General features: G+C 65.1%; 19 protein-coding genes and 1 pseudogene. 11 read left to right on the top strand and 9 right to left on the bottom strand.

The window, feature by feature from the left end; translation table 11 throughout:
• Positions 1 to 20: 20 nt before the first annotated feature.
• Together QFZ91_RS32800 and QFZ91_RS32795 are read right to left on the bottom strand one after the other, a co-directional pair.
• Complete coding sequence (locus QFZ91_RS32800; RefSeq protein WP_429569747.1) at positions 21 to 1,211, bottom strand: hypothetical protein; 1,191 nt, start codon at positions 1,209 to 1,211, stop codon at positions 21 to 23.
• A gap of 419 nt (positions 1,212 to 1,630) precedes the next feature.
• On the bottom strand, positions 1,631 to 3,172 hold the full coding sequence (locus QFZ91_RS32795) for an MDR family MFS transporter (protein WP_429569746.1): 1,542 nt from the start codon (positions 3,170 to 3,172) through the stop codon (positions 1,631 to 1,633).
• A gap of 117 nt (positions 3,173 to 3,289) precedes the next feature.
• On the opposite strand from QFZ91_RS32795, the gene QFZ91_RS32790 reads away from it, so the two are divergent.
• Positions 3,290 to 4,060, top strand: coding sequence for a TetR/AcrR family transcriptional regulator (locus QFZ91_RS32790; protein ID WP_429569745.1), 771 nt, complete (start codon positions 3,290 to 3,292; stop codon positions 4,058 to 4,060).
• A gap of 51 nt (positions 4,061 to 4,111) precedes the next feature.
• Here the strand turns inward: QFZ91_RS32790 and QFZ91_RS32785 are convergent, their stop codons facing one another.
• Complete coding sequence (locus tag QFZ91_RS32785; protein WP_429569744.1) at positions 4,112 to 4,843, bottom strand: ribonuclease activity regulator RraA; 732 nt, start codon at positions 4,841 to 4,843, stop codon at positions 4,112 to 4,114.
• A 548-nt stretch (positions 4,844 to 5,391) separates the two neighbouring features.
• On the opposite strand from QFZ91_RS32785, the gene QFZ91_RS32780 reads away from it, so the two are divergent.
• Entirely contained in the window at positions 5,392 to 5,904 is a 513-nt protein-coding gene (locus QFZ91_RS32780) for a response regulator (protein ID WP_429569743.1), read from the top strand.
• Between the two features lie 157 nt (positions 5,905 to 6,061).
• Here the strand turns inward: QFZ91_RS32780 and QFZ91_RS32775 are convergent, their stop codons facing one another.
• Together QFZ91_RS32775 and QFZ91_RS32770 are read right to left on the bottom strand one after the other, a co-directional pair.
• Positions 6,062 to 6,655, bottom strand: coding sequence for a Fur family transcriptional regulator (locus QFZ91_RS32775; protein WP_429569742.1), 594 nt, complete (start codon positions 6,653 to 6,655; stop codon positions 6,062 to 6,064).
• 116 nt (positions 6,656 to 6,771) lie between these two features.
• Positions 6,772 to 7,398, bottom strand: coding sequence for a glutathione S-transferase family protein (locus tag QFZ91_RS32770; protein WP_429569741.1), 627 nt, complete (start codon positions 7,396 to 7,398; stop codon positions 6,772 to 6,774).
• A gap of 238 nt (positions 7,399 to 7,636) precedes the next feature.
• Between QFZ91_RS32770 and QFZ91_RS32765 the strand changes: the two genes are divergently transcribed.
• Positions 7,637 to 9,304, top strand: a complete 1,668-nt coding sequence (locus tag QFZ91_RS32765) for an ATP-binding domain-containing protein (protein ID WP_429569740.1) — start codon at positions 7,637 to 7,639, stop codon at positions 9,302 to 9,304.
• Between the two features lie 15 nt (positions 9,305 to 9,319).
• On the opposite strand, the gene QFZ91_RS32760 is transcribed toward QFZ91_RS32765, so the two are convergent.
• Entirely contained in the window at positions 9,320 to 10,267 is a 948-nt protein-coding gene (locus QFZ91_RS32760) for a phosphoribosyltransferase (RefSeq protein WP_429569739.1), read from the bottom strand.
• Positions 10,268 to 10,449: 182 nt separating this feature from the next.
• Here QFZ91_RS32760 and QFZ91_RS32755 point away from each other — a divergent pair, with 182 nt between their 5' ends.
• Together QFZ91_RS32755 and QFZ91_RS32750 are read left to right on the top strand one after the other, a co-directional pair.
• Entirely contained in the window at positions 10,450 to 11,019 is a 570-nt protein-coding gene (locus QFZ91_RS32755) for a molybdopterin-dependent oxidoreductase (RefSeq protein ID WP_176123130.1), read from the top strand.
• On the top strand, positions 10,989 to 12,836 hold the full coding sequence (locus QFZ91_RS32750) for an ATP-binding response regulator (protein WP_429569738.1): 1,848 nt from the start codon (positions 10,989 to 10,991) through the stop codon (positions 12,834 to 12,836). Before QFZ91_RS32755 ends, QFZ91_RS32750 begins: the two co-directional genes overlap by 31 nt.
• Positions 12,837 to 12,874: 38 nt before the next feature.
• Here the strand turns inward: QFZ91_RS32750 and QFZ91_RS32745 are convergent, their stop codons facing one another.
• The 3 genes and pseudogenes from QFZ91_RS32745 to QFZ91_RS32735 form a co-directional block, all read right to left on the bottom strand.
• A complete protein-coding gene (locus QFZ91_RS32745; protein WP_429569737.1) occupies positions 12,875 to 13,729 on the bottom strand; it encodes a helix-turn-helix domain-containing protein in 855 nt (284 codons plus the stop codon).
• A 312-nt stretch (positions 13,730 to 14,041) separates the two neighbouring features.
• Positions 14,042 to 15,394: pseudogene (locus tag QFZ91_RS32740) on the bottom strand (type II toxin-antitoxin system HipA family toxin).
• A 1-nt stretch (position 15,395) separates the two neighbouring features.
• Entirely contained in the window at positions 15,396 to 15,650 is a 255-nt protein-coding gene (locus tag QFZ91_RS32735; protein WP_018433135.1) for a helix-turn-helix domain-containing protein, read from the bottom strand.
• 231 nt (positions 15,651 to 15,881) lie between these two features.
• Between QFZ91_RS32735 and QFZ91_RS32730 the strand changes: the two genes are divergently transcribed.
• The 6 genes from QFZ91_RS32730 (at position 15,882) to QFZ91_RS32705 (ending at position 22,321) form a co-directional block, all read left to right on the top strand.
• A complete protein-coding gene (locus QFZ91_RS32730) occupies positions 15,882 to 17,222 on the top strand; it encodes an NAD(P)/FAD-dependent oxidoreductase (RefSeq protein WP_429569736.1) in 1,341 nt (446 codons plus the stop codon).
• A gap of 52 nt (positions 17,223 to 17,274) precedes the next feature.
• Positions 17,275 to 17,907 (top strand): C39 family peptidase, encoded by a 633-nt coding sequence (locus tag QFZ91_RS32725; RefSeq protein WP_429569735.1) that lies wholly within the window; start codon positions 17,275 to 17,277, stop codon positions 17,905 to 17,907.
• An 89-nt stretch (positions 17,908 to 17,996) separates the two neighbouring features.
• Positions 17,997 to 18,275 carry a hypothetical protein gene (locus QFZ91_RS32720; protein ID WP_429502833.1) on the top strand — a complete coding sequence of 93 codons (279 nt, stop codon included), beginning with the start codon at positions 17,997 to 17,999 and terminating at the stop codon, positions 18,273 to 18,275.
• Positions 18,276 to 18,358: 83 nt separating this feature from the next.
• Positions 18,359 to 19,291 carry a bifunctional Delta(1)-pyrroline-2-carboxylate/Delta(1)-piperideine-2-carboxylate reductase gene (gene lhpI, locus QFZ91_RS32715; protein WP_429569734.1) on the top strand — a complete coding sequence of 311 codons (933 nt, stop codon included), beginning with the start codon at positions 18,359 to 18,361 and terminating at the stop codon, positions 19,289 to 19,291.
• A 233-nt stretch (positions 19,292 to 19,524) separates the two neighbouring features.
• Complete coding sequence (zwf, locus tag QFZ91_RS32710; RefSeq protein WP_429569733.1) at positions 19,525 to 21,006, top strand: glucose-6-phosphate dehydrogenase; 1,482 nt, start codon at positions 19,525 to 19,527, stop codon at positions 21,004 to 21,006.
• 169 nt (positions 21,007 to 21,175) lie between these two features.
• Complete coding sequence (locus QFZ91_RS32705; protein ID WP_429569732.1) at positions 21,176 to 22,321, top strand: nucleoside hydrolase; 1,146 nt, start codon at positions 21,176 to 21,178, stop codon at positions 22,319 to 22,321.
• Positions 22,322 to 22,324 lie beyond the last annotated feature (3 nt).

Below are 22,324 nucleotides of genomic sequence, written 5' to 3'. Positions count from 1 at the left end.
GGTTGCGTCGCGCTTGAGCGCTAGTTGCTCCGCGGCGTCGCAGTTCGTACGACGCCGGCGTTCGTTGCCGTCGCGGCAAGCGCGCCGTGCTCCAGCATGCCGGCGGGCAGCGGTACCTGCAGTTGCGCCTGCGCGAGCGGCGCGCCCGGTGCGGCGTCCGTTGCCGCATGCGGCGGAGTCAGCGGCGCCCAGCCGGTCTCGCGAATCACGCGCTCGAGGATCACTTTCGCCGCGTCGTTGCTGCTGTCGATCGCGAGTGCCTCGTTCGCGTGCTGACGCGCGCACGGCCACGACTGCTGCGCGACGCAGACCTGCGCGGCCTGCAGCGCGGTATCGCGACGCTGGACGAGCGGCCGCATCTGATCGGCCAGAACCTGCGCATCGCTGTTTCCCGGTTGCAACGTTTGTGCGGCCGCGAGAGCGGCCTGCGCGGCGGACAGGTCGTTGGCGCGGATCGCGGTCCTCGCGACCTGCAACGCCTGTGCGGCGTCGTGGAATGGCGTCGCGGGCCGCACGGGCGTCGCAGCGAGCGGCGGCGCGACAGGCGGCGCAGCCGGTGTCGCCGGAATGACGGGAACCGTGGGCACGACGGGCGCGGGCTTCGCCGCCAGTTCGCTCACGGGCGGAGGCGCAGGCCTGGCCGCGGCCGGCGCGTGTGCGGTCTGTGCCTGAGCCATCACCGGTGCGGACGCAAGCGGCGCGATCATGCCGGTCGTCGTGGTGCGGACATCCTGAGTAATCTGCTCGACGCCTTTATCTTCCGATTCGCCACCGTCGCTGAATAACGTATAAGCGATATACGCCAGGCCGATCGCGATGACCGCGCCGATCACGTATAGCACGCGCCAGATCGTCTGCGCAGTGTTGCGCGGCGCGTACATCGGATCTTCGTAAGGTGGGATAGCGGTGTCGGTCGACACGAGCGCCGTGTGCATGATCGGCTCGCTCTGCAACAGAGATTCGGACGCCATCGCGGCCGAGGCGATGACGGGCTCATCCCGTGTGCCGAGCTCGTCGTCGAAGCGGGGCAGCGGCTTGTGCGTAGCGCTCGCGCGGCTGCCTGGAATACCGGTGCGGATGTGCGGATCGTCTTGCTCGAACGGATGCGCAGCGCCACAGTAGGGGCAGGCGTCGACTTGTCGGTACAGTGCGCCGCCGCAGCGTTTGCAGGGCGTGGGAAAACTTTGGCCGGTTGCTGTCTGGGTGGACATGCCGTGGACCCACCTTTGGAAAACGATGCCGTAAAGGCATGCTCCGGATCGTGTTGAGGCAGGAGCCTTGTCCGCGGAATCACGATCCACATGCGCCGGAGGTCGCGGAGACGTAGGCCGCGCCTGCGTTTCCACGGTTTCCAATATGTGATGTTTCACGGGGGACGTCAACGCGGTAGGCCCCTGGATTGTGTGCGCTACCGCTCATTCGGAGGTATGAAGAAACTTTGCCGTTACGCTCAAAAACGAATGTATGTGTCTGTTGTTTCACGACAAATGCACGGGCGCGCCCCATCTAGTGAGCGCGACAAAAAAACAACGAGGCCGACGCGCTGCGCGTGCGGCCTCGTGATCGCCCGGCTATTGGATGCTTGCCGGTAAGTGTTTCATCAGCATCCGGTTCAGGCGCAGACGAACGCTCAGTGCCTGCGCAACGGATGATCCTTCAGCAGCCATGCCAGCGCGAAGGCGAGCACCACGACGCACGCGGCCGACAGATACACGGTATGCAACGCGCCAGCAAACGCATGCAGATAGTCATTGCGCAATGCTTCGGGTAGCTGATGAATCGCGGCGGGACCCAGGGCCTGCGGAAGTTCGGTATCGGGCGGGATCAGCTTTTCGAGGCGTGCGGCGAGTCCGTTCGAAAACACCGCGCCGAAACCGGCCACGCCGATCGAGCCGCCGATCGAGCGAAACAGCGTGACGCCCGACGTCGCCACCCCCATATGCTTGAACTCGACGGTGTTCTGGACCGCGAGGACCAGCACCTGCATCACCATGCCGAGGCCACAGCCGAGCAGGCCCATGTACAGATACATCACATGAATCGGCGTATCGATCTGCAGGCGCGCGAGCAGCAGCATCGCCACGGAGACGAGGAACGTGCCAATGATCGGGAACAGCCGATACTTGCCGATCTTGCTGATCAGACGGCCCGTCACCATCGACAGGATGAACAGCCCGCCCATCATCGGCAGCATCTGCATGCCGGCTTGCGACGGCGTGGAGGCCTTCACGACCTGCAGATAGAGCGGAATGAACGTAACGGAGCCGAACAGCGATACGCCGATGATGAAGCTCACGAGGCTGCTGATCAGAAACGTGCGCTGCTTGAACAGTCCGAGCGGCATGATCGGCTCGACCGCGCTGCGCTCTTCGTGAATGAAGCCCCAGATCGCTACGAGGCCCATGCCGAGCGTGAACCACAGTTGCGGCGAAGTCCACGGCAGGATCGTGCCGCCTTGGCTCGTGAACAGGATGATGCAGGTCAGCGCGCCGGCGAGAAAAGCGGCGCCCATGTAGTCGATCGTGTGCTTGACGTGGCGCACGTGCGGCTTGAACACCGCGCCGATCACGATCAGCGACAGGATGCCGAGCGGCAGGTTGATGTAGAAGATCCAACGCCAGGTCAGATGCTCGACCAGAAAGCCGCCGAGCAACGGACCGATGACGGTGGCGAGACCGAAGATGCCGCCGAACACGCCCTGATAACGGCCGCGCTCAGCGGGCGGAATCACGTCCGCGATCGCCGCCATCGTCACGACGAGCAGGCCGCCGCCGCCGAGGCCTTGCAGCGCGCGCAGCACGATCAGCTGACTCATGTTTTGCGCGATGCCACACAGCGCCGAGCCGACGAGAAAGATGACGATCGCCGTCTGCAGCACGATCTTGCGGCCGAACAGGTCGCCGAACTTGCCGTACAGCGGCACGACGATCGTCGAGCTGAGCAGGTAAGCGGTCACGACCCACGACAGGTTATTGAGCCCGCCCAGATCGCCGACGATGGTGGGCAGCGCGGTCGACACGATCGTCTGGTCCAGCGCGGCGAGCAGCATGACCAGCAGTAGCGCCGGAAACAGCAGCCGGATCGGCGGATGAGCGGCTGCGTCTGCAGCCGAAGCCTGGCGGGGTTCGTCGGGCGCGGAGTCGACGGACAGGGTCGTAGCGGGTTGTTCCATGGTGGCAACGCGTTGAAATTAATTAACCGAACGATTAATATAGGCGACATCGCCTCTCACGTCAAATTCAATGCAATGACAAGGATCTCGTCTGATGACGCCGCAGCGGACCACGTCGTGACAGATGCGGGGCCACCCGCGCGAATTGCCGCGAAAAAGCGTGGCGCGTCGAAGCCCAAACTCGAGGCGACGCAAGCGGATACGCAAACCGCGAATCTCACAAGCGGCGCGCCAACCGGGTCGCCCGCCCGCCGCCCCGGCCGGCCGACGGGCGCCGCGCGCGGCCCAGAGCAACGTGCGCGCTTGCTCGACGCTGCGCTAACGTTGTTCGCAAGGCAGGGCATCGTCGAGACATCGCTCGGTGAGATCGCCCGCGAGGCCGGCTTCACACCCGCGATGGTGCACTACTACTTCAAGACACGCGATCAACTGCTCGATGTGCTGATCGACGAGTGTTTCGCGCCGTTGCGCGCAAGCCTCGGCCTGCCGTTCCGGGAAAATCCCGACGATCCGGTCGCGGCGATCACGCAGTTCACCGAGCGGCTCGTGCAGATCGCGAGCGATAACCCGTGGTTCGCGTCGCTATGGATTCGCGAAGTGATCGGCGACGGCGGTCTGCTGCGCCAGCGCATGCATGAGCGTTTCGGCTTCGCGCATCAGAAGGAGTCGCTGCTGGCGATCGCGCGTTGGCAGAAGGAGGGGCGCCTGAATGCATCGCTCGAACCCGCGCTCGTATTCGTCACGCTGCTCGGCATGACGATTCTGCCGCTCGCCACCTCGAAGCTGTGGCGTAATGATCCGTTGCGCCGCAATATCGGCGGCGCGGAGATCGCACGGCATGCGGTGGCGTTGCTGGTGCAGGGCATCGGGCCCGCCAAGGGCGCTTGAACCGGCGGCCGGTGTGGTGTGCACCGGTCGCCGTTCCGTTTCAAAAGGCCCCTAGATTTTGCGGTTTTTCTTCCACTCGTCGAACGCCGCCTTCGTCTCGTCGTTCGGCGGATAGGTGCCGGGTAGCGCGGCGCCGGCACGAATCCTTTCGGTCAGAAACGCTTCGAGCCGTTCCTGTTCGGCCGCGGCTTGCGCGACGTCGTCGGCCATCTTCAGCGGAATCACGACGACCCCATCCCCATCGCCGACGATCACGTCGCCCGGAAACACCGCGACGCCGCCACAGCCGATCGGCACGTTGATGTCGACCGCGTGATGGCGGATCAGATTGGGCGGCGCGCTCGCGCCGGCGCAAAACACCGGCATGTCGAGCGCGGCGATCGTCGCGCTGTCGCGCACCGGCCCGTCGGACACCATGCCGGCCACGCCGCGCACCTGCAAACGCAGCGACAGAATCGAACCGAACGACGCGCTGCCGCGCTCGCCGCGGCAATCCTGCACGAGCACATGGCCCGGCGGAATGGTCTCGACGCATTTGCGTTGCGCGTACTCAGGGTCCGCGAATAGCTCCAGCACGTCGATGTCTTCGCGCGACGGGATATTGCGCAGCGTGAACGCCGGCCCAACCAGATTCGCGCAGCGGAGCGGACCGAGCGGTGCGACGCCCTGCATGAAGGTATTGCGAAGACCGCGCTTGAATAGCTGCGTGGTCAGCGTGGCGGTGCTGACGTGACGAAGGATCTCGAGCGTCGCGGAGCAAAGCGCGGACGATGTGGCGGACATGGTGTCGGGTGGCCTCGGGTTGGGATGAGGGGACATCGATAGACGCGTGCGGACGGCCGCGAACCCAAGCATGCCGCGCATGCGCGCCCACGATGATAGCGCCGCGGCGCCAACGGTTAGCGGGTAAGCGCCAATTCATCTTTTTGTCATCGACACGCGCGACCCGGCCCCTCTTCACGTGACGCGAACCCCTGCATGGAGGCACGCGACATGCTTGCAGAGTCGTCGGATGCGAGCGGCGCAACACGAACGACAGCGCCGCGTCGCGCAAACAATACGAAGGACGGAATCGAGACCGGGCGGAGAAGGCCGTACGAACGGGGTTCATGCGAACCGCGCCGGAACATCGGGTGCCGGCAATCGGCGAGCCGCGGAAAAACTGCGGACACTCAGCAGCTAAATCGCGGCATGCGTCGAGCGCCGTTTTTTCATCGACGTGCAATTTTGGCGCGTTACCGTGCGCACGCGTTGTACTCGGGAAGGTGCTCAGCAATGTTTTACAATCGCGGACCTGTCTGCAACTCGGCGTGCGAAATCGAGTCGGAACCATGGACAGCAACACATCGGCCGCGCAAATCGGCGGCAATCAGCAGACTGAAACATTGGCCACTTCCGATGGCCTAACCGGTTTTCCAGAGCAACAACATACGATGAATGCAGCAATGAGGCTCGATCAGGCCACGATCGTGCTGGTAGAGGACGACCCCGACAGCCGGGAATCGTTGACCTTGCTACTCGAGGCGGAAGGCGCGAAGGTATGCGCGGTCGCCGATGCGGAAGAGGGTGTCGTGGCGGCGATGGAGTTGCTTCCCGACGCGGTCGTCTGCGACCTCGACTTGCCGACCATGGATGGCTTCTATCTGATCCAGCGGCTGCGCGACCACGAGATTTGCGGCGGCCATTCACCCGCGGTGGCGGTGGCGCTGACCGGCCATACCGACGACGCATATCGCCTGCGCAGCATCGGCGAAGGCTTCCAGCATTTCATGACCAAACCCGCGTTACCCGAAGCGCTCGTGACGTTGCTGCGCGACGCGATCGACGCCCGCGCGGCGGGGTGATCGCCGCTTCGTAGCGGGCTCGCAGCGGGCTTTCGTGGAGAGCGAGTAGTAGCAGGCCGGCGCGCGGCGGGAAGACGTCGTTTTGCGGAACAGCGCGCGGCCATCGACGCTTCGCAGCGCATCACACCGCGTTGCGCACCTGACGCGTAGCGCGCCGCTATTTCGCCGCGGCCACCGGCGCGGCTTCGCCAGCCATTGCGGCCGCCTGACAGGCCGCACAGAGGCCCTTCAACTCGATTTCGTCGCTCGCGAGCCGATAGCCCGCGTCTTCGATCTGCGCGATCAGGGCCTGGCGCAGCTTCGGTTGATGCAACTCGGTGACGCTGCCGCATTGCTGGCATACGACGAGAATGCCGTGCTGGCATTGCGTCAGATCATGGCAGACGGTGAACGCATTGATTGACTCGATCCGATGCACGAGTCCCGCCGACAGCAAAAAATCCAACGCGCGATAGACGGTTGGCGGCGCCGAGCCCGGGTGAATCTGGCGCATTTCGTCGAGCAGTGAATAGGCCTTGGTCGCGCGTCCCGAGTTCAGCAGCAGTTCGAGCACCTTGCGCCGGATCGGCGTGAGTTTTTCGCCGCGTTCGCGGCAATATTGCTCGGCCAGTGCGAGAGCCGCTTCCTGCGACGGCTGATGCACGTCGTGATGCACATGATGCTCGTGCGCATCGGCGGCGGAGGCGGCAGGTGCGGGAGTGACCGGATGGCCGGTTGCGGCGGGCTTGGCGGCGGGGTTGGCGGTTTTCATGCGTCGATTATAGAGGCATGCGCGGTGGGTCGCCGCGCCGGTCGGTGGATCGGCGCGGCACAGGCGCGGCACAAGCGCGCGGGCGGCGCTTACGAAGTCGCCAATGAACCGGCCGTTCAGGTCAACGGAAAATCCACGTACTTCTTGAAGCCGGTGCGCGTCGTCAGACGCGAATACCAGCGCTCCAGACTCGGCAGCGACGGCCGCTGCAAACCGTCGAGGCCGAACCAGCGCTTCGCGTACGCGCCGATCACGATATCGGCGAGCGTGAACTTTTCGCCTTCGAGAAAGAAGCGGCCCTGCAGATGCGTGTCGAGCAGGCGCCACAGCACGGTGACCGCCTTCACGTCGGCGGCGAGTTTGGCGGCGTCGCGCTCGGCCTCCGGCGTGCGCACGAGCGACCAGAACACGGGACGTTCCACCGGCTGCAGCGTCGACAGCGACCAGTCCAGCCAGCGGTCGATGCTCGCGCGCAGTTTCGGCTCGGCCGGATACAGCAGGCTCGATTCGCCGTATTGCATCGCCAGATAGCGCAGGATCGAGTTGGATTCCCACAGCACGAAGTCGTCGTCGACCAGCGTCGGAATCTTGCCGGTCGGGTTCATCGCGAGATAGTCGGGTTCGTTGTTGCGGCCGAATTGCAGGCCCGCGTCGATGCGGTCGAATGGCAGTACGAGTTCGTCGCAGCACCACAATACTTTCTGGACGTTGACTGAATTGGTACGTCCCCAGATCGTAATCATCCGGTAAATCCTTTTCTCTTACGGTTGGCAAGCCGCGCCTCGCGCGCGGCGTTCAGCCAGTTACGATACACGATGCGCGAAGCTTTGCGCGGCATCCGAGAGGCGCCCTCCGCGCGAGGCGGCACGCAGCCTCGCGGATGCGACGCCCGCCACCGCGTTGCGTACAATGACCGCACCCCGAATTGCGCACTGAGCCGACACGCGTGGACTCACGCATCCAAACCCAATAAGGCACCGCATGGCCCGCATTGTTCCCGACGACTGGAAGAGCCTCGAAGCGACCGGCGCGGCGGCGCGCGAACGCGAAACGCTCGCGCTGCTCGAACAGGCACTGCCCGACGATTACACCGTCTATCACGGCGTGCATTGGACTCGCCTGAACCAGAACTTCTCGGTATTCGGCGAGGCCGACTTCGTGATCGTTAGCCCCGCCGGGCGTCTGATGATCATCGAGCAGAAGACCGGCTTTCTGCGCGAAACGCCGAAGGGGCTCGTCAAGGTGTATCTGCAGACCGAGCGCAACGTCGCGATCGCGCTCGCGCATACGATCGAGAGTCTGCACCGGCGTTTTACCGCGGCGTTCGGCGCCGGCACGTATTTCATCGAGGAACTGCTGTACTGTCCCGATCACATCGTCAAGGATGCGGCGATCGCCGGCGTGAATCCCGCGCGCATCGTCGACGCGACACGGCGCGAACGGCTCGCGGCGATCATCCGCGAAGCGCTGCCGGCCGATGAGCCGCGCCTTCCCAGCGCATCGAAAATGCATCACTTTCTCGCCGACGAACTCGCGCTGGCACCCGACACGAGCGCGCTCGTCGGCCAGGCGGGCACGCTCGTCACGCGCCTGTCGGGCGGACTCGCCACGTGGGCCCGGCGGCTCGAATTCGCGCCGTTCCGTTTGCGCGTGGTCGGCACGGCGGGCTCCGGCAAGACGCAACTCGCGGTGCAGGTGATGAGGGACGCGGTCGCGCGCGGCGAGCGGCCGTTGTACGTGTGCTTCAACCGGCCGCTCGCCGATCACATCGCGCGGGTCGCGCCGCCGGAGGCGAAGGTCGCGAACTATCACCAGCTGTGCGACTGGATCATGCGCGACGCGGGCCGCGCGCCCGATTTCCAGTCCGCGCAGGTATTCGACCAACTGGAGGCCGGATTCGCCGACACGCCGATCGAGCCGCGCTGGCGGTTCGACGTGCTGATCGTCGATGAAGGGCAGGATTTCCAGCAGTCGTGGATTGCCTCGCTCGAGCGGCTGCTGCGGCCGGGCGGCGCGTGGTGGTGGCTCGAAGACCCGCTGCAGAATCTGTACATGCGCGAGCCGGTGTCGTTACCCGGCTGGGCCACGCTGAAGGAAACCACCAATTACCGCAGTCCGCGTGACATCCTCGACTATCTGCGCGATGTGGTCGGCTCGTCGGTGCCGCTTGCCGCGGCGCTCGCGTCGGGCAGTCCGTTCGACGGCTCAGACGTTTCGGTGTCGGTCTACGACGAAGCGCAGGCCGCCGAAAGCAGTATCGACGCGACCAAGCGCGCGATCACCCACGCGCTCGGGCTCGGCTTTCGCAAGCAGGACATCGTGGTGCTGTCGTTCCGCGGCAGGGACGGTTCGGCGATGAGCGCGCTCGATCATCTCGGACCGCATCGGCTGCGCAGCTTCACCGGCAAATACGATCTGTTCGGCAACCCGGAGTATCGCGACGGCGACGTGCTGTTCGAATCGATCTACCGCTTCAAGGGGCAGGCGGCGCCGTGCGTGATCTTCACCGAGATCGACTTCGACGCGTTCGACGAACGCGTCGCGCGCAAGCTGTTCGTCGGCGCGACGCGCGCGACGATGAAGCTGATCGTCGTCGCGTCGCAGCGGGCCGCGCGTCATTTGCAGTTGCGCGAGGGCAAGGACAAGTAGAGCGCTGAGCTCGGCTCAACTCCACGCCCTTGCGCTCACCAGCATCCCCGTGCGCGTCAGCGCATCCCACCAGATCACTCGCAACAAAGGCGCCTGCTGCGCGATCAGCAGCGCCTGCACCGGATCGCTTTCGACGAAGTGCGTGACACCCGAGCGCAGCGCCGCGCTCGCCTTGTGCGCGGCCGCGCCGGAGGGGCTGTCGTCATGCAGGCCGGGCGCGCGCATCACCAGTTGCAGATGAGCGAAGCCGTGTCGCGCGAGCCACGCTTCGGTGCGCGCGCGATCCATCTCCGGACGCCCCGTGATGATCGTGCGCACGTGTTGCAGGTCGATGCCGGGCAGCACCTCGAACGGCAGCAGCGCGTCGCGCTCGGCGAGCGCGCCGGCAAGGTCTTCGTCGTAGCGCGCGAGCGGGACGTCGGGCAGCAGGATGCCATCGAGGTCGATCGCGTAAGCCGCGTATTCGTGGTCGTAGGCCATCCCCGGCGCGGCGCCGGCTTCGACGCGTGCCCAGTCGTCGCGGTAGCGCTCGGTGTACGCCTGGCGCTCCCATGGAAAGAGGGCGAAGTAGCCGCGCGCGTCGATCGCGTAGTCGGGCTGCACGCGGCTCAGTTCATCGACCGCGGCGGTCAGCGTTTTGACTTCGAGCCCGTGCGACTGCAGGAACGCGATGCAATCGGCGAGCGTAAAACCGCGTCCGGCGATGTCCTCGCACAACAGCACTTTCGAGCCGGCGGGCGGGATCGGCAGCGTCGAATCCCATGCGACCGCGCGCGTCTGGCGATCGTAGCGCAGGAACGCGACCGGCGCGCCGACCGCGTGCGACACCATCAGCGCGAGCGGCGCGCCGCCGCGCAGAATGCCGAGCGCCATCGTGAAACGCTCGGCGAGCAACTCGGTTTGCAGCGATTCGATCCAATGATCGAGCTGTTCGTACGTCAGGGGCAAGACCGGCTTGTTCATGACTATCGGGTTTTTGAGTCAGCGCATTTTGGCGATATTATGCATTCGGGTCAAAGGTCGCGTGTCGGGGCGGCACGCGTTTGACTGCACGGTATGGCGCAACACTTCGCGTGGCATAAGATCGGTTGACCGTGGCGCCGCCCACGGTCCGGCGAATCAACTAAAACGGATAAAAAAAGCAAATGGCCAACCTGATTGCAACGCTGCGCAATGCAGCCGGCGAAACCGGTGTGCCCTCGCGGATGCGCTGGCTGGCGGGGCTCGCGGGACTGATCGTCGGGCTTACCGTCTATGGCGCGCATGCGCAGCCGGGCGTGCGGCAGTCGCCGGCGCTGGCGCTCGACGTCGAGGGCAAGATCGCCAACACCAACGACGCCGCGCATCGCAGCTATCACTTCGACGAGGCTCAACTGCTCGCGCTGCCCGTGCATACGATCACGACTTCGACCACCTGGACACCGCGCTCGACGTTCGCCGGTCCCAGGCTCGCCGACATCCTGAAGGCCGTCGGCGCGCGCGGCAGCGAAATCGAGCTTCACACGTACGACGATTACACCTACACCGTGCCGGTCGCGGACTGCGAACGCTACGGCGTGATCGTCGCGTACAGCATGAACGGCCAGCGCCTGAAACTCAGCGACTTCGGGCCGCTGTTTCTGATCTATCCGCGCGACGCTTTTCCGGATGAACTGACTGGCGCGGTCGGCGACTCGAAATTCGTATGGCAGATCAAGGCCCTCATCGTCAAATAGCGCGTCGTCCGTGGCGGCGCGGGATGTACGTGCTGATCTGGCTGATGGCGCTCGCCGCGCCCGTCGGCGCGATCGGCTACCTGCTGTATGCGAACCTGTTGAACCCGCGCGCGACCGAGCAGTTGACCGGCACCTACGACGGTTTCTACTGGGACGCCGCACAACTGCAGATCGCCTACGCTCGCTTCGAGAACCAACTGCTGCTGTATCAGTCCGGCGCCGACGACGACTATCAGCGGTTGCTGCTGCGCTTCCAGCTGCTGCAATCGAAGCTGCGCGTGATGGCCGGCTCGACGCAGCGGCTCTCCGCGCAGCTCGCTCTGTTGCAACGGCAGATCGACGAAATCAGGACGCTCGAGAATGTGCTCGACGACATCCAGCCCGAGATCGACGTACTACCGCGCGACCGCACCCGTGCCGCGCGAATCGACGCGCAGCTGCGCCAGCACTGGAGCGAGGTCAACGATCTTGCGCTGTCGCGCCGTTTCGCCGATGTCGCCGACCGCGAAGCGATGAACCGCGATTTCATCGACAAACGCCGCCTCCTTTTCGCGGGTGGTCTGGTGCTGCTGTTGCTGTCGGCGGCGGCGACGCTGCTGCTCGTGCTCAACGGCCGGCGCCGCACGCGGCTCATGCGCCAGCAGCGCGCGGCGCTGGAAGCCGAGCATCAGGCAAGCCGCGCGGCGCGCGAGGCGAGCCTCGCGAAGGATGCGTTTCTCGGCATGATCAGCCATGAGCTGCGCACGCCGTTGCATGCGATCGTGTCGTCGGTGGAACTGCTCGGCTTCCACTATCACACGGAGGCCGACCGCAAGGTTATCCAGCGGCTCGAAACCGCGGCGCGCCATCTCGAAGCGCAGATGAAGGACCTGACCGACTACGCGCGCCTCGGCGCCGGCAAGCTCGAACTGCGGCACCAGCATTTCGAGCCGCGCGAGCTGCTGGCATCGATCGTCGATGAACACACGATGTCCGCCAAGGCGCGCGGCCTGAAGCTCGAAAGCGAGGCGAGCGGCACGAGCGGGCTCGTCGAGTCGGACCCGCACCGCATCCGGCAGATCGTCAACAACCTCGTCACCAACGCGATCCGCTACACCGAGACCGGCACGGTGCGCGTCGAGCTGCGCCAGCAGCCGGCGCTGCTGGTTTTCGTCGTCAGCGATACGGGACCGGGCGTGCCGGCCGAGCAGATCCCGCTGATCTTCGAGGAGTTCACGCAGCTCGACGCGAAGCGCTCGCGCCGTTTCGAAGGCGCCGGCATGGGGCTCACGATCGTGCAAGGGCTCGTCAAGCTGTTCGGCGGCACGGTGGATGTCGCGAGCACGGTCGGCGAGGGCACCCGCTTCACGGTGACGATTCCGGTCGTGCCGGTCGCCACCGTCGAGCCGGCCGACGTCGCGGTGCAAGCAGAGCCGGACGGCGCGCAACCGTGCGTGCTGATCATCGACGATAACAGCCTGATCCGCGAGTCACTCAGCGAAATGGTCGCGCACATGGGCTACGACTCGCTCGCACTCGGCAACGCGAACGACGCGCTCGCGTGGCTCGCTACACACCGCTGCGAAGTGGTGCTGCTCGATCTGCATATGCCGGGGCGCGACGGCTACACGTTTCTCGAGGACTTCGCGGTGCGCGGTGGACCGTCGGCGGGCGTGCCGGTGATCGTGGTCAGCGCGTACGCGCCGGAGGTCGTGCGGGATGATGAAGGTGGGGTGACTGGCGCGCCGTCGGTGTTCGAGGCGCTGTTAAAGCCGGTCCATTACGAGGATCTGAAGCACGCGCTGCAGCGCGCGCTGGCGGCGCGGCATCAGGCGTGAGGGCGGTGCCGCGCCCGGGGCGCATCGGCGCCAGCGGTTCAGAGGCGATTCAGCCGCTTCGACAGATCGGCGACGAGGATCGCCATGCGCGCGGGCTTTTCGTAGCACGCGACGTCGTAATCGCGGATCACTTCGCTGATCTCCGATTCGCTGGCCTTGCCGGTCAGCAGCTCGCCCGTCAGCACGAAGATCGGCGCGTCCGGGTTCTCCGACGCGCGCACCGCGCGAATCGCGGCCGCCGAGGTCTGCGAGCCGAACAGCCAGTCGATGATCACACCGTCGAACACCTGGGTTTGCAACTGCTCGCTGAAGGCCGCGAGCCCATAGATCGCGACCGCCGCGAAGCCGCTGCGCTCCAGATAGTCGCGCAGGTTATCGGCGCTCGCGCAATCGTCGTCGACGACCGCGATGGAAGGCTTGTCGGTTTCGGCGCGGCGCGGATAGATCTCGATCTTGTGGACTTCATAGGCGCTCTGATACAGCGCGCCATCATGTCGCGAGACACGCCATTGACCGAGCCGCGAATAGGCGACGAACTCCGGACGGCTACCCGGTTCGAGCGCGGCGCCGACCCACGCGGTACAGGCGATTTCGGTCGCGCCGATGCAGAACACCGCCTCTTGGGCGATCGCGCCGACCACGCCCGGATCGAGCGACTGCGCGCCGAACAGCTGCGCCGCCGGTTCGTCGAATACCTCGGCGACTTTCTTGATCTGCGACAGCGTCCATGGACTATTGCCGCGCAGTTTGCGGTGCCCCTGAGAAAAACTCAGATCGAGGATGCGGCATAGCTCCGTGGTTTGCTGGCGCTTGCCGATTCCATGCCGGCTCATCAACTCGCGCACGCGCTCGGCAACCGCGATGGAGTCCGGTGAGTGTGTTTCGTTGGCCATACTGCGTGAAAATCCGCGAGTTAAAAGGTACAGGTGGTACGCGGTCGACAGGCGCAAGCCGACCGTGCGCATGCAATGCGCATGAATCGGCCACGCGGGGACAGCAAATGTACCGTAAAAAAATTCACTGTTTATGATTTTGTCAGACCGTCGCCGAGGCCGCTAATGCAAGCGACGCAGCCGTCGCGCGGGTGACTTTTGATGCATTGAGCATCAAAAAGTATTCTACCGGTGAAACGATGACGAAACCGTAGGGAATCCACGAATGAGTTGTGCGCAAGCCAACGGTTCCGGCTTCTGGCCGCAAAGCGTTCAACTCGCCGGCATCGTGTCGAGCCGGGCCGCCGAGTTTTGAAGTCCCTTGAAAATCCGCTCGGCGACCTTGCCCGGAAAGCGCTCGGGCAACGCCGCCGACACCCGCTCGATCACGCCGGGCGTCTGCTCGATCAGACGCTGGATCAGCGGCTCGGCGTTGGCGCCGTACGAACACTTCAACGCCATCGCGTTGAAATGACGCCGCTGCACGTCGCGAAACGCATCGTGCTTGCTGCGCGACCACAGACCCATCGCAAGCCGCACCTTGTACCACGACCACTGGTTCGGGCCACTGGTTCGGGCCATTGCCTTCGACCGGCCAGATCGACATCACGTCGTAAAGCGGCGTCAGACGGTACTGGCCGCCCGCGAGCAGACGGATGCTGAAGTTCTTCGCGTGGCCGTCCGGCGCGGCCAGCATCCAGAACAGGATCTGGCTCGCGAGCAGGGTCTCGAGGTCCTGCCGCGCATCGACCGACTGCTGCAGAATCCGCGCGAGATCGAGCACGCCGGGGCCGCCCTCGTTCTCGTACTTGCGATGCGACGGCACGCCGTACACCTGGCAGAAATCTTCCTGCGGCAAACGCAATAGCCAGCTGCCGCTCGAATGCATCTGCCGGTCGAAGCGTTCGACGGCGAGCACGCGCTGTTGGCCGAAGCTGAGCACCTCCGTGTTCGCGACCGGCAGGCCGAACTCGCGCAGAATCCGCATGCACAGCCACTCGTTTTCGACCGACGTGCTCAGATCGGCGAGCCGGTTGCCGACTAGCCCCAACGGCAGCTTGAAGATATGCGTGGTCGGCGTCGCGCCGTGCGGCCGCTGCCATTGGCCGTCGTGCCACAGCAGCGCGGTTTTCTCCTGCGCGCCGGCGAGCGAGATGCGGAAGTCGTCGGGTTCGTCGGGCGCGCCGAGCGTCGGTTTGCCGACCGTTTGCGCGAGCAGCGCCTCGATGTCGTCGTCGGAGAGCGGCGTGCCTTCGATGCGCTGAACCCCGACCGGCGCGTCGTCTTCGCCGAGCAGTTGGACCGCGCCGACGCAGTCGCGGCCGATGGCCCGCAGCAGGTCGAACGCGTCGAGCGTTTCGGTCCGGTAGCGCTGCGCGATGCGTTTGCGGATAGCGTCGCTGTCGGGCAGCAGGTTGTCGAAGTAGTTGAGCACCCGCGGCCCTTTGTGCGTCATGTTGCGGGCGTGAACGGCAGCGACAGCGACAACGGACGACCCGCGGGCGACGCGATCCAGGCGGCGTCGTAGGCGAACTCCATCGGACCACGCGCGGGCAGGCGCCAGACGCCGACGCGCTCGCCGTTGGCCCAGACCGACAATGCCTTCGAGGCGGTTTGCCGGGCCATCTCACCACTCGACGTTCGGTGCCGGCTCGGCGCTCGGCTGATTTTTGTCGCGCAACTGCAATTGCAGGCCGTAGGCGCCGCACAGCGCGAGCAGCTGCGTAAGCGTGAGCCCGCTCGCATCGGTTTCGAGCGCGGAAATGCGGCTTTGGCTCACGCCGACGCGCGCGGCCGCCTCGGTCTGCGTGAAGCCGGCCTGGCGGCGGCTGGCCGCCAGCAACTGCGCGAGCTGGTCCGACGTGGTGATCAGATGGAGCATGGCGGATTATTTGCGAGACGAATAAACGCAATTTATGCGTTACACGAATATTTGTCAAATATTTGCGTCACAGATAATCGACGAATATCCGTGTGACGGATAATCGCGGAATCCGGCAGGAGCCGGTGCGTCGTCCTGGCTGCGACCAGCAGCGGTGCCGAACTCACGCGGCATTGCGGACAATGGCCGCCACTGCGAAGATGACGCCCACGTCTCCAACCCGCCCAACCAATGACCACGACTTACCCGCTGCACTCGACCTTCACGCCCGCCGACCAACCGTTTCCCAGCCGCGCCGACGTCGTGATCGCGGGTGCCGGCATCATGGGCTGCGCGGCCGCTTATTACCTGGCGCGGCGCGGCCTGTCGGCGGTGGTGCTCGACAAGTCGCGGATCGCCGGGCAGCAGTCGTCGCGCGCGTGGGGCTTCGTGCGCCAGCAGGGTCGCGAAGCCGCCGAGGTGCCGCTGATGATGGCGTCCATTCCGTTGTGGAAAGAACTCGAGCGTGAGCTGAATTTCGATCTCGAATGGCGCCAGGGCGGTTGCCTGTATGTCGCGACCAATGACGAAGACTGGACTTCGTTCCAGCAATGGCTCGAAGTCGCACGTCAGCACGGCCTCGACACCCGCACGCTCGACCGCGGGCAGATCGACGCCGTCGTCACCGGCATGCAGGGGCCCGCGCTTGGCGGGCTGTACACGCCGAGCGACGGTCAGGCCGAACCGCGCCGTGCGGCCGCGGCGTTCGCCGCACGCGCGGCTGAAGCCGGCGCTTTGTTTTTCGAGGGCTGCGGCGTGGTCGGCGTCGAACGCGCGGGTGGCGCGATCGCCGGCGTGGTCACGGAGCGCGGCACGATTCGTACCTCGCGTTTGATCTGCGCGGCCGGCGCGAGCAGTTGGCGGCTCCTAAGGACGCTGGGTCTCGAACTGCCTCAGCAGGCGGTGCGCGGTACCTGCATGCGTACCAATCCGCTGCCGCCGATCACGGCGTCGACGTTCTGGGGGCACGGCCTCGGCATCCGGCAGCGCGCGAGCGGCGCGATCAATCTCGCCGACGACATGCAGGTCGACGTCGACATGACGCTCGGCCATTTCCGCGCGCTCAAATGGTTCTTGCCGGAACTGTGGACGCAGCGCGAGAAGTTCAGCTTCCATCTGAACGGCGCCTGTCTGCGCGATCTGCGCGAACGTCTGCCGGGCGGCGTGCCCGACGCCGAACGTGTGCTCTATCCGCGCGACCCGCATCCGCAGCCTAACCCGAGCCACGCGCCGCGCGCGCTGAACAAGCTGCGCGCGCTGTTTCCGGCGTTGCGCGACGCCCAGGTGGTCGAGGCGTGGGCCGGGCTGATCGACGTGTTGCCCGATGGAATTCCTGTGATCGATGCGCCGCCGCAGGTCGCTGGCCTGACGATCGCGACCGGTTTTTGCGGACATGGGTTCGCGATGGGGCCGATCGTCGGCAAGCTGCTCGCTGAACTCAACGATGGCGGCAACGCGTCGCTCGATCTGTCGGCGTTCCGTTTGCAGCGTTTCTTCGACGGCACGATGAAGCGGCCGCGCAGCATGCTGTGATTGTGCGCAACGCAACCCGACCCAGTACAACTCGACCCGATCGATACCAGCGATGACCGAACCCGTTCTCCGCCACGCCGATGTTCCGTACTACACGCAATGGGGCAGCCCCGAGTGGGTGCGCGACATCGTCGAACAGCAGCGCGATCCGTGTGACGACCCGCACTGGCAGCGCAGCGGTTTCGCCGACCCCGAGCACTATCGTTTCTGGGCGCAACGCCTGTGCGGGCTGACGTGCCTGGAATCGGCGCTCGACTACTGGGGCATCGATCACGCGCCGCGCGCCGCATTGCTCGACGACGCGCTGCGGCACGGCGTGTATCGGCTGCGCGACGATGGCGGTGTCGACGGGCTGATCTACCGGCCGTTCGCCGACTGGGCAGGCCCGGCCTTCGGCCTCGATATCGACGTGCTGCCGCAGGCGTCGCTCGAGGAGATCGCGGCGCGGCTCGACGCCGATACGCTCGCGATCGTGTCGGTGAGCCCCGAGATCCGCTATCCGGAGCGGCCGAACCGGCAGCGGGGCGGTCATCTGATCCTGCTGCACGGCCGGGATCGCGACGGCGTGTGGTTCCATAACCCGTCGGGCGTCGCGCCGCATCAGTCCGACGTGTACCTGCCGTTCGCGACGATGTCGCGTTTCTATGCAGGGCGGGGGATGACGCTCGGCCGCAGCACGAGCTAGCTGGCGCGCTGGGCATGACGCGGCCTTCGCGATTCGGGTCTGCTTCCTGCTGAGGCAGCATCTTTGACGTGCGACCTATCGGATCTCCCATGAATCGAGCCTTCCGCCTGCTTGCCGCCAGCCTCGTCGTGCTCGACGCTGCCGGCGCCGCGCAGGCCGCGACCCGCGAAGAACAGGCCCATGCGTGCCGTCATGATGCGTTCCATTTCTGCGCCGCGGAGATTCCGCACCGGGCGAAGATCATCGCCTGCATGAAGCGGCACCTCGACGAACTGAGCCCGGCGTGTCGGGCGATGTTCGGCAACGGCAACGGTAACGGCAACGGCAAGAACGGCGACCAGAACCGCGACGGTAACGGCGGGAAGTAGCCGCCCACACGACTAGTCAATTTTCTTGCGCTCGGTTACGGTGACGCCATGCCCACTCCATCCAGCATTGGACCGTCCCGCCCATGACCCGCCCGACCACGCAGATCTTCGACGCCGCCGCCACCGCGCGGCTGATGCCTTATGCGGCGCTTGTCGACGCATTGCGGCGCGCAAGCATCGACTACGCGCAACGACACATCGTGAGCCCCGAGCGGCTCGTCGTGCCGCTGAACGCCGGCGGCATCATGCTGTCGATGCCCGCCACCGCGCCCGATCTGGCGATCCACAAACTCGTCAACGTGTGCGCGAGCAACGGCGCTCGCCATCTGCCGACGATCCACGGCCAGGTGATGGCCTTCGATGCCGATACCGGCGAGACGCTGTTCGTCCTCGACGGTCCGACCGTGACCGGCCGCCGGACTGCGGCGATGTCGATGCTCGGCATCGCGACGTTCGCCGCGCGCACGCCGCGCGAATTCCTGCTGATCGGCACCGGCACGCAGGCGCTCAATCATCTGGAAGCGATCGGCGAACTGTCTCCCGACGCGTGCGTGTGGGTCAAGGGCAGCGCGCCCGCGCGCGCCGAAGCGTTCTGCGCGGCGCAGCGCGGCAAGGTGCGTGAGTTGCGGCCGCTCGCGGAAACCGGCGCGACGATTCCGGCTTCGGTCGAGGTCGTGATCGCGTTGACCACGAGCAAACAGCCGGTCTACGACGAGACAGCGCGCGCCGAGCGGCTCGTGATCGGTGTCGGCGCTTTCACGCCGCAGATGGTCGAGATCGGCGCGACGACGATCGCGGGCAGCGCGCTGTTCGTCGACGACGAGGCCGGCGCGAAGCACGAGGCCGGCGATTTCATCCAGGCGGGCGTCGACTGGGCGCGGGTGGGCGGGATCGCCGCGGTGCTCGGTGAGACGCAGCCGGTGCCGGCGGGACCGGTGGTGTTCAAGAGCGTCGGCTGCGCGGCGTGGGATCTGGCCGCGTGCCGGGTCGCGCGAGACGCGCTGGCGCGCGGCTGACCGTCGGCGGTCCACCCGCCAAAATCGCGCAAAATATCCCGAAAAACAACCGCGTGGCGCGCAAGCTTGGCAACTTGCGCTAACCTGCGGCAGATGTTGCCGTGCAAACTATCTCAAAACGTTGCACCATAGAAGTTTGCCGGAAAAAGCGCCATACCGGACGTGAGCCATAGCCCGTCCGCCCGCCGCCGATTCCTGATCGACGCCTTCCCCCTAGACGCTGCGACCGTGCCATGAAGACCCAACAAGCTCCTGCCACACCCGACCTGCCGCTCGACATGATCATCTTCGGCGGCACCGGCGACCTGTCGTTCCGCAAGCTGCTGCCCGCGCTGTACATGGCGCATCTGCACTGCAACCTGCCGCCGGACACCCGCATTCTGACGATCGGGCGCAAGCCCTGGTCGCGCGAGGAATACATCAGCGAATTCATGGAGCAGAAGGCCAGGCCCTTCATCGACAAGAAGGCGTTCGATGCATCCGCGTGGGACAAATTTCTCGCGATTTTCGAATACGTGCGGATGGACGTCGATTCGCCCGAGGACTACCAGCGCCTGAAAGAAGCATCGCGCGACGGCGTGAACCGCGTGTTCTACCTGGCGACGTCGCCGGATCTGTTCACCAATATCTGCGACAACCTAGCGTCGGCTGGGCTTATCGACGGTAATTCGCGTGTGGTGCTCGAGAAGCCGCTCGGCCACGATCTCGCGTCCGCGCAGGAGATCAACAACGCGGTCGGCAAGCATTTCGAAGAATCGCAGATCTACCGGATCGACCACTACCTCGGCAAGGAAACCGTGCAGAACCTGATGGTGCTGCGCTTCGGCAATCCGATTTTCGGGCCGCTGTGGCAGGCGCCGTACATCAAGAGCGTGCAGATCACGGTGGCCGAAACGGTCGGCGTGGGCACTCGCGCGGGGTTCTACGACAAGACCGGCGCGCTGCGCGACATGGTGCAGAACCACCTGCTGCAACTGCTGTGCATCGTCGCGATGGAGCCGCCGGTGTCGCTCGATCCCGACGCGGTGCGCGACGAAAAGCTGAAGGTGCTGCGCTCGCTGCGGCCGATGACGCCCGAGGACATCGCCCGCGACACGGTGCGTGGCCAGTACACGGCGGGCGCCGTCGACGGCGAGGCGGTCAAGGGCTACCTCGAAGAAGAAAACGTGCCGGCGGGCAGCCGCGCCGAAACCTTCGTCGCCTTGCGCGCGCGGATCAACAACTGGCGCTGGGCCAACGTGCCGTTCTTCCTGCGCACCGGCAAGCGGATGCAGAAGAAGCTGTCGGAGATCGTCATCGAATTCTCGGAGCTGCCGTTCTCGATCATTCCGAGCAATGGACGCACCTACGGCAACCGGCTGGTGATCCAGTTGCAGCCGGAAGAGTCGATCCAGCTGCAGGTGCTCGCGAAAGAACCCGGCAGCGGCATGCATATGCTGCCGGTGAACCTGAACCTGGACCTGCAGCAGGCGTTCACCGAGCGTCGCGCGGAAGCCTATGAGCGGCTGCTCATCGACGTGATCCGCGGACGGCTGACGCACTTCATGCGCCGCGACGAACTCGAAGCGGCATGGGCGTGGGCCGAGCCGATTCTCGACGGCTGGGCGAAGTCGGGCGAGCGGCCGCGCTCGTATTCGGCGGGCACGTTCGGACCGGCGGCATCGACCTCGCTGATGACGCGGGAGAACGCCGTGTGGGCGGAGGAATCGCAGTAATGCGCCTTTGACGGCGCGCAATTCGAGGCGGCTCGCGACGTTGCAGTGGCGTCGCGAGCCGCTTTTGCTTGCGCTGTCGTTGTGCGTTGATTGTTCGTCATTCACATGGCTTGCGCCTATGATGGTTTCCTTGTCCGCGTCATTCAGCGGCATTTCAAAGGAGGCATCGATGAGGCGAATTCTCGTGGCATTGATCTGGGCGGCAAGCGTGGCAATCACACTCGATCTCACGGCTTACGCCAGCACCGGTGTCAATGCCCGAAGCGATCCGCCGAAGGTGATCATCGACAGCGACTACAACACGCTCGGCGACGACGGGCAACTCGGCGTGATGGCCGCGCAATTGCAGGCGCAGGGTTCGCTGAAAGTGCTCGGCATTACCGTGGTGTCCGGCAATCAGTGGCTCAAGCAGGGTGTTGCCGATGCGTTGAAATCGGTCGAGCGGCTCGGCGTCGAACAACAGATCGGCGTGTATGCGGGCGCGAATTACGCGCTATCGCACGACTTCACGACGATCCAGCGGGAACTGAAAGAATTCCCCGGCGGGGACGGTTACATTGGCGCATGGAGCAAGCCCGAGCCGAAATCGGCAAGCGAGCTCGTCGCGCCGCCGGATGGCTTCGCGACGCACACCAAGGTGCGAAGCCAGAGCGCGATCGACTTCATCGTCGAATCGGTGAAGCGCTATCCGGGCGAGGTGACGATCCTCGCAATCGGCCCGCTGACCAACATCGCGTTGGCCACCCGCGAGCACCCCGAAATCGTGCCGCTGATCAAGCAGATCATCTACATGGGCGGCGCGATCGACGTGCCGGGCAATACCACGCCCACTGCCGAGTTCAACTGGTGGTTCGATCCCGAAGCGGCGAAAACAGTGCTGCATCTGCCGATCAGACAGACGGTGATTCCGCTCGACGTAACGAATACCGTGCAAATGGACAAGGCGCTTTACGACCGCATTGCACACGATCCGGCGAAGCAGACCATCATCACGCAACTGTTCAGGACGCTGAACGGTTACGGCTACGACGGCAAGAACGGCTTCGAGACCAATCCGAACTACACGACGAACATTTGGGACACGCTGACGCTCGCGTATCTGATGCATCCGTCGTTCGCGACGCAGACCGTCGAGGAATGGGTGGATGTGGATACGGGCATCGGCGCCAACGATGGCAAGGCAACGGGCTACGCGAGTTCGCCGCCGCCGGGTTTGCAGAAGATGACGGTCGTCAAACGATTTGATAATCCGGCGTTTTTCAATTTCTTTGTCGATCTGTTGACGAGGCCCGTGCCGGTGCGGCCGATGGACTAATCA

Source organism: Paraburkholderia sp. JPY419 (genome assembly GCF_050435705.1).
GTDB lineage: Bacteria > Pseudomonadota > Gammaproteobacteria > Burkholderiales > Burkholderiaceae > Paraburkholderia > Paraburkholderia youngii.
The sequence above is the reverse complement of the archived record's forward strand: the minus strand, read 5'-3'. Positions and strand labels throughout refer to the sequence as shown.

Coding starts and splice junctions, on each gene's coding strand:
- QFZ91_RS32800 (WP_429569747.1), bottom strand. CDS start 1,211: ATGTCCACCCAGACAGCAACCGGCCAAAGTTTTCCCACGCCCTGCAAA.
- QFZ91_RS32795 (WP_429569746.1), bottom strand. CDS start 3,172: ATGGAACAACCCGCTACGACCCTGTCCGTCGACTCCGCGCCCGACGAA.
- QFZ91_RS32785 (WP_429569744.1), bottom strand. CDS start 4,843: ATGTCCGCCACATCGTCCGCGCTTTGCTCCGCGACGCTCGAGATCCTT.
- QFZ91_RS32780 (WP_429569743.1), top strand. CDS start 5,392: ATGGACAGCAACACATCGGCCGCGCAAATCGGCGGCAATCAGCAGACT.
- QFZ91_RS32775 (WP_429569742.1), bottom strand. CDS start 6,655: ATGAAAACCGCCAACCCCGCCGCCAAGCCCGCCGCAACCGGCCATCCG.
- QFZ91_RS32770 (WP_429569741.1), bottom strand. CDS start 7,398: ATGATTACGATCTGGGGACGTACCAATTCAGTCAACGTCCAGAAAGTA.
- QFZ91_RS32765 (WP_429569740.1), top strand. CDS start 7,637: ATGGCCCGCATTGTTCCCGACGACTGGAAGAGCCTCGAAGCGACCGGC.
- QFZ91_RS32760 (WP_429569739.1), bottom strand. CDS start 10,267: ATGAACAAGCCGGTCTTGCCCCTGACGTACGAACAGCTCGATCATTGG.
- QFZ91_RS32755 (WP_176123130.1), top strand. CDS start 10,450: ATGGCCAACCTGATTGCAACGCTGCGCAATGCAGCCGGCGAAACCGGT.
- QFZ91_RS32750 (WP_429569738.1), top strand. CDS start 10,989: ATGGCAGATCAAGGCCCTCATCGTCAAATAGCGCGTCGTCCGTGGCGG.
- QFZ91_RS32745 (WP_429569737.1), bottom strand. CDS start 13,729: ATGGCCAACGAAACACACTCACCGGACTCCATCGCGGTTGCCGAGCGC.
- QFZ91_RS32735 (WP_018433135.1), bottom strand. CDS start 15,650: ATGCTCCATCTGATCACCACGTCGGACCAGCTCGCGCAGTTGCTGGCG.
- QFZ91_RS32730 (WP_429569736.1), top strand. CDS start 15,882: ATGACCACGACTTACCCGCTGCACTCGACCTTCACGCCCGCCGACCAA.
- QFZ91_RS32725 (WP_429569735.1), top strand. CDS start 17,275: ATGACCGAACCCGTTCTCCGCCACGCCGATGTTCCGTACTACACGCAA.
- QFZ91_RS32720 (WP_429502833.1), top strand. CDS start 17,997: ATGAATCGAGCCTTCCGCCTGCTTGCCGCCAGCCTCGTCGTGCTCGAC.
- lhpI (WP_429569734.1), top strand. CDS start 18,359: ATGACCCGCCCGACCACGCAGATCTTCGACGCCGCCGCCACCGCGCGG.
- zwf (WP_429569733.1), top strand. CDS start 19,525: ATGAAGACCCAACAAGCTCCTGCCACACCCGACCTGCCGCTCGACATG.
- QFZ91_RS32705 (WP_429569732.1), top strand. CDS start 21,176: ATGAGGCGAATTCTCGTGGCATTGATCTGGGCGGCAAGCGTGGCAATC.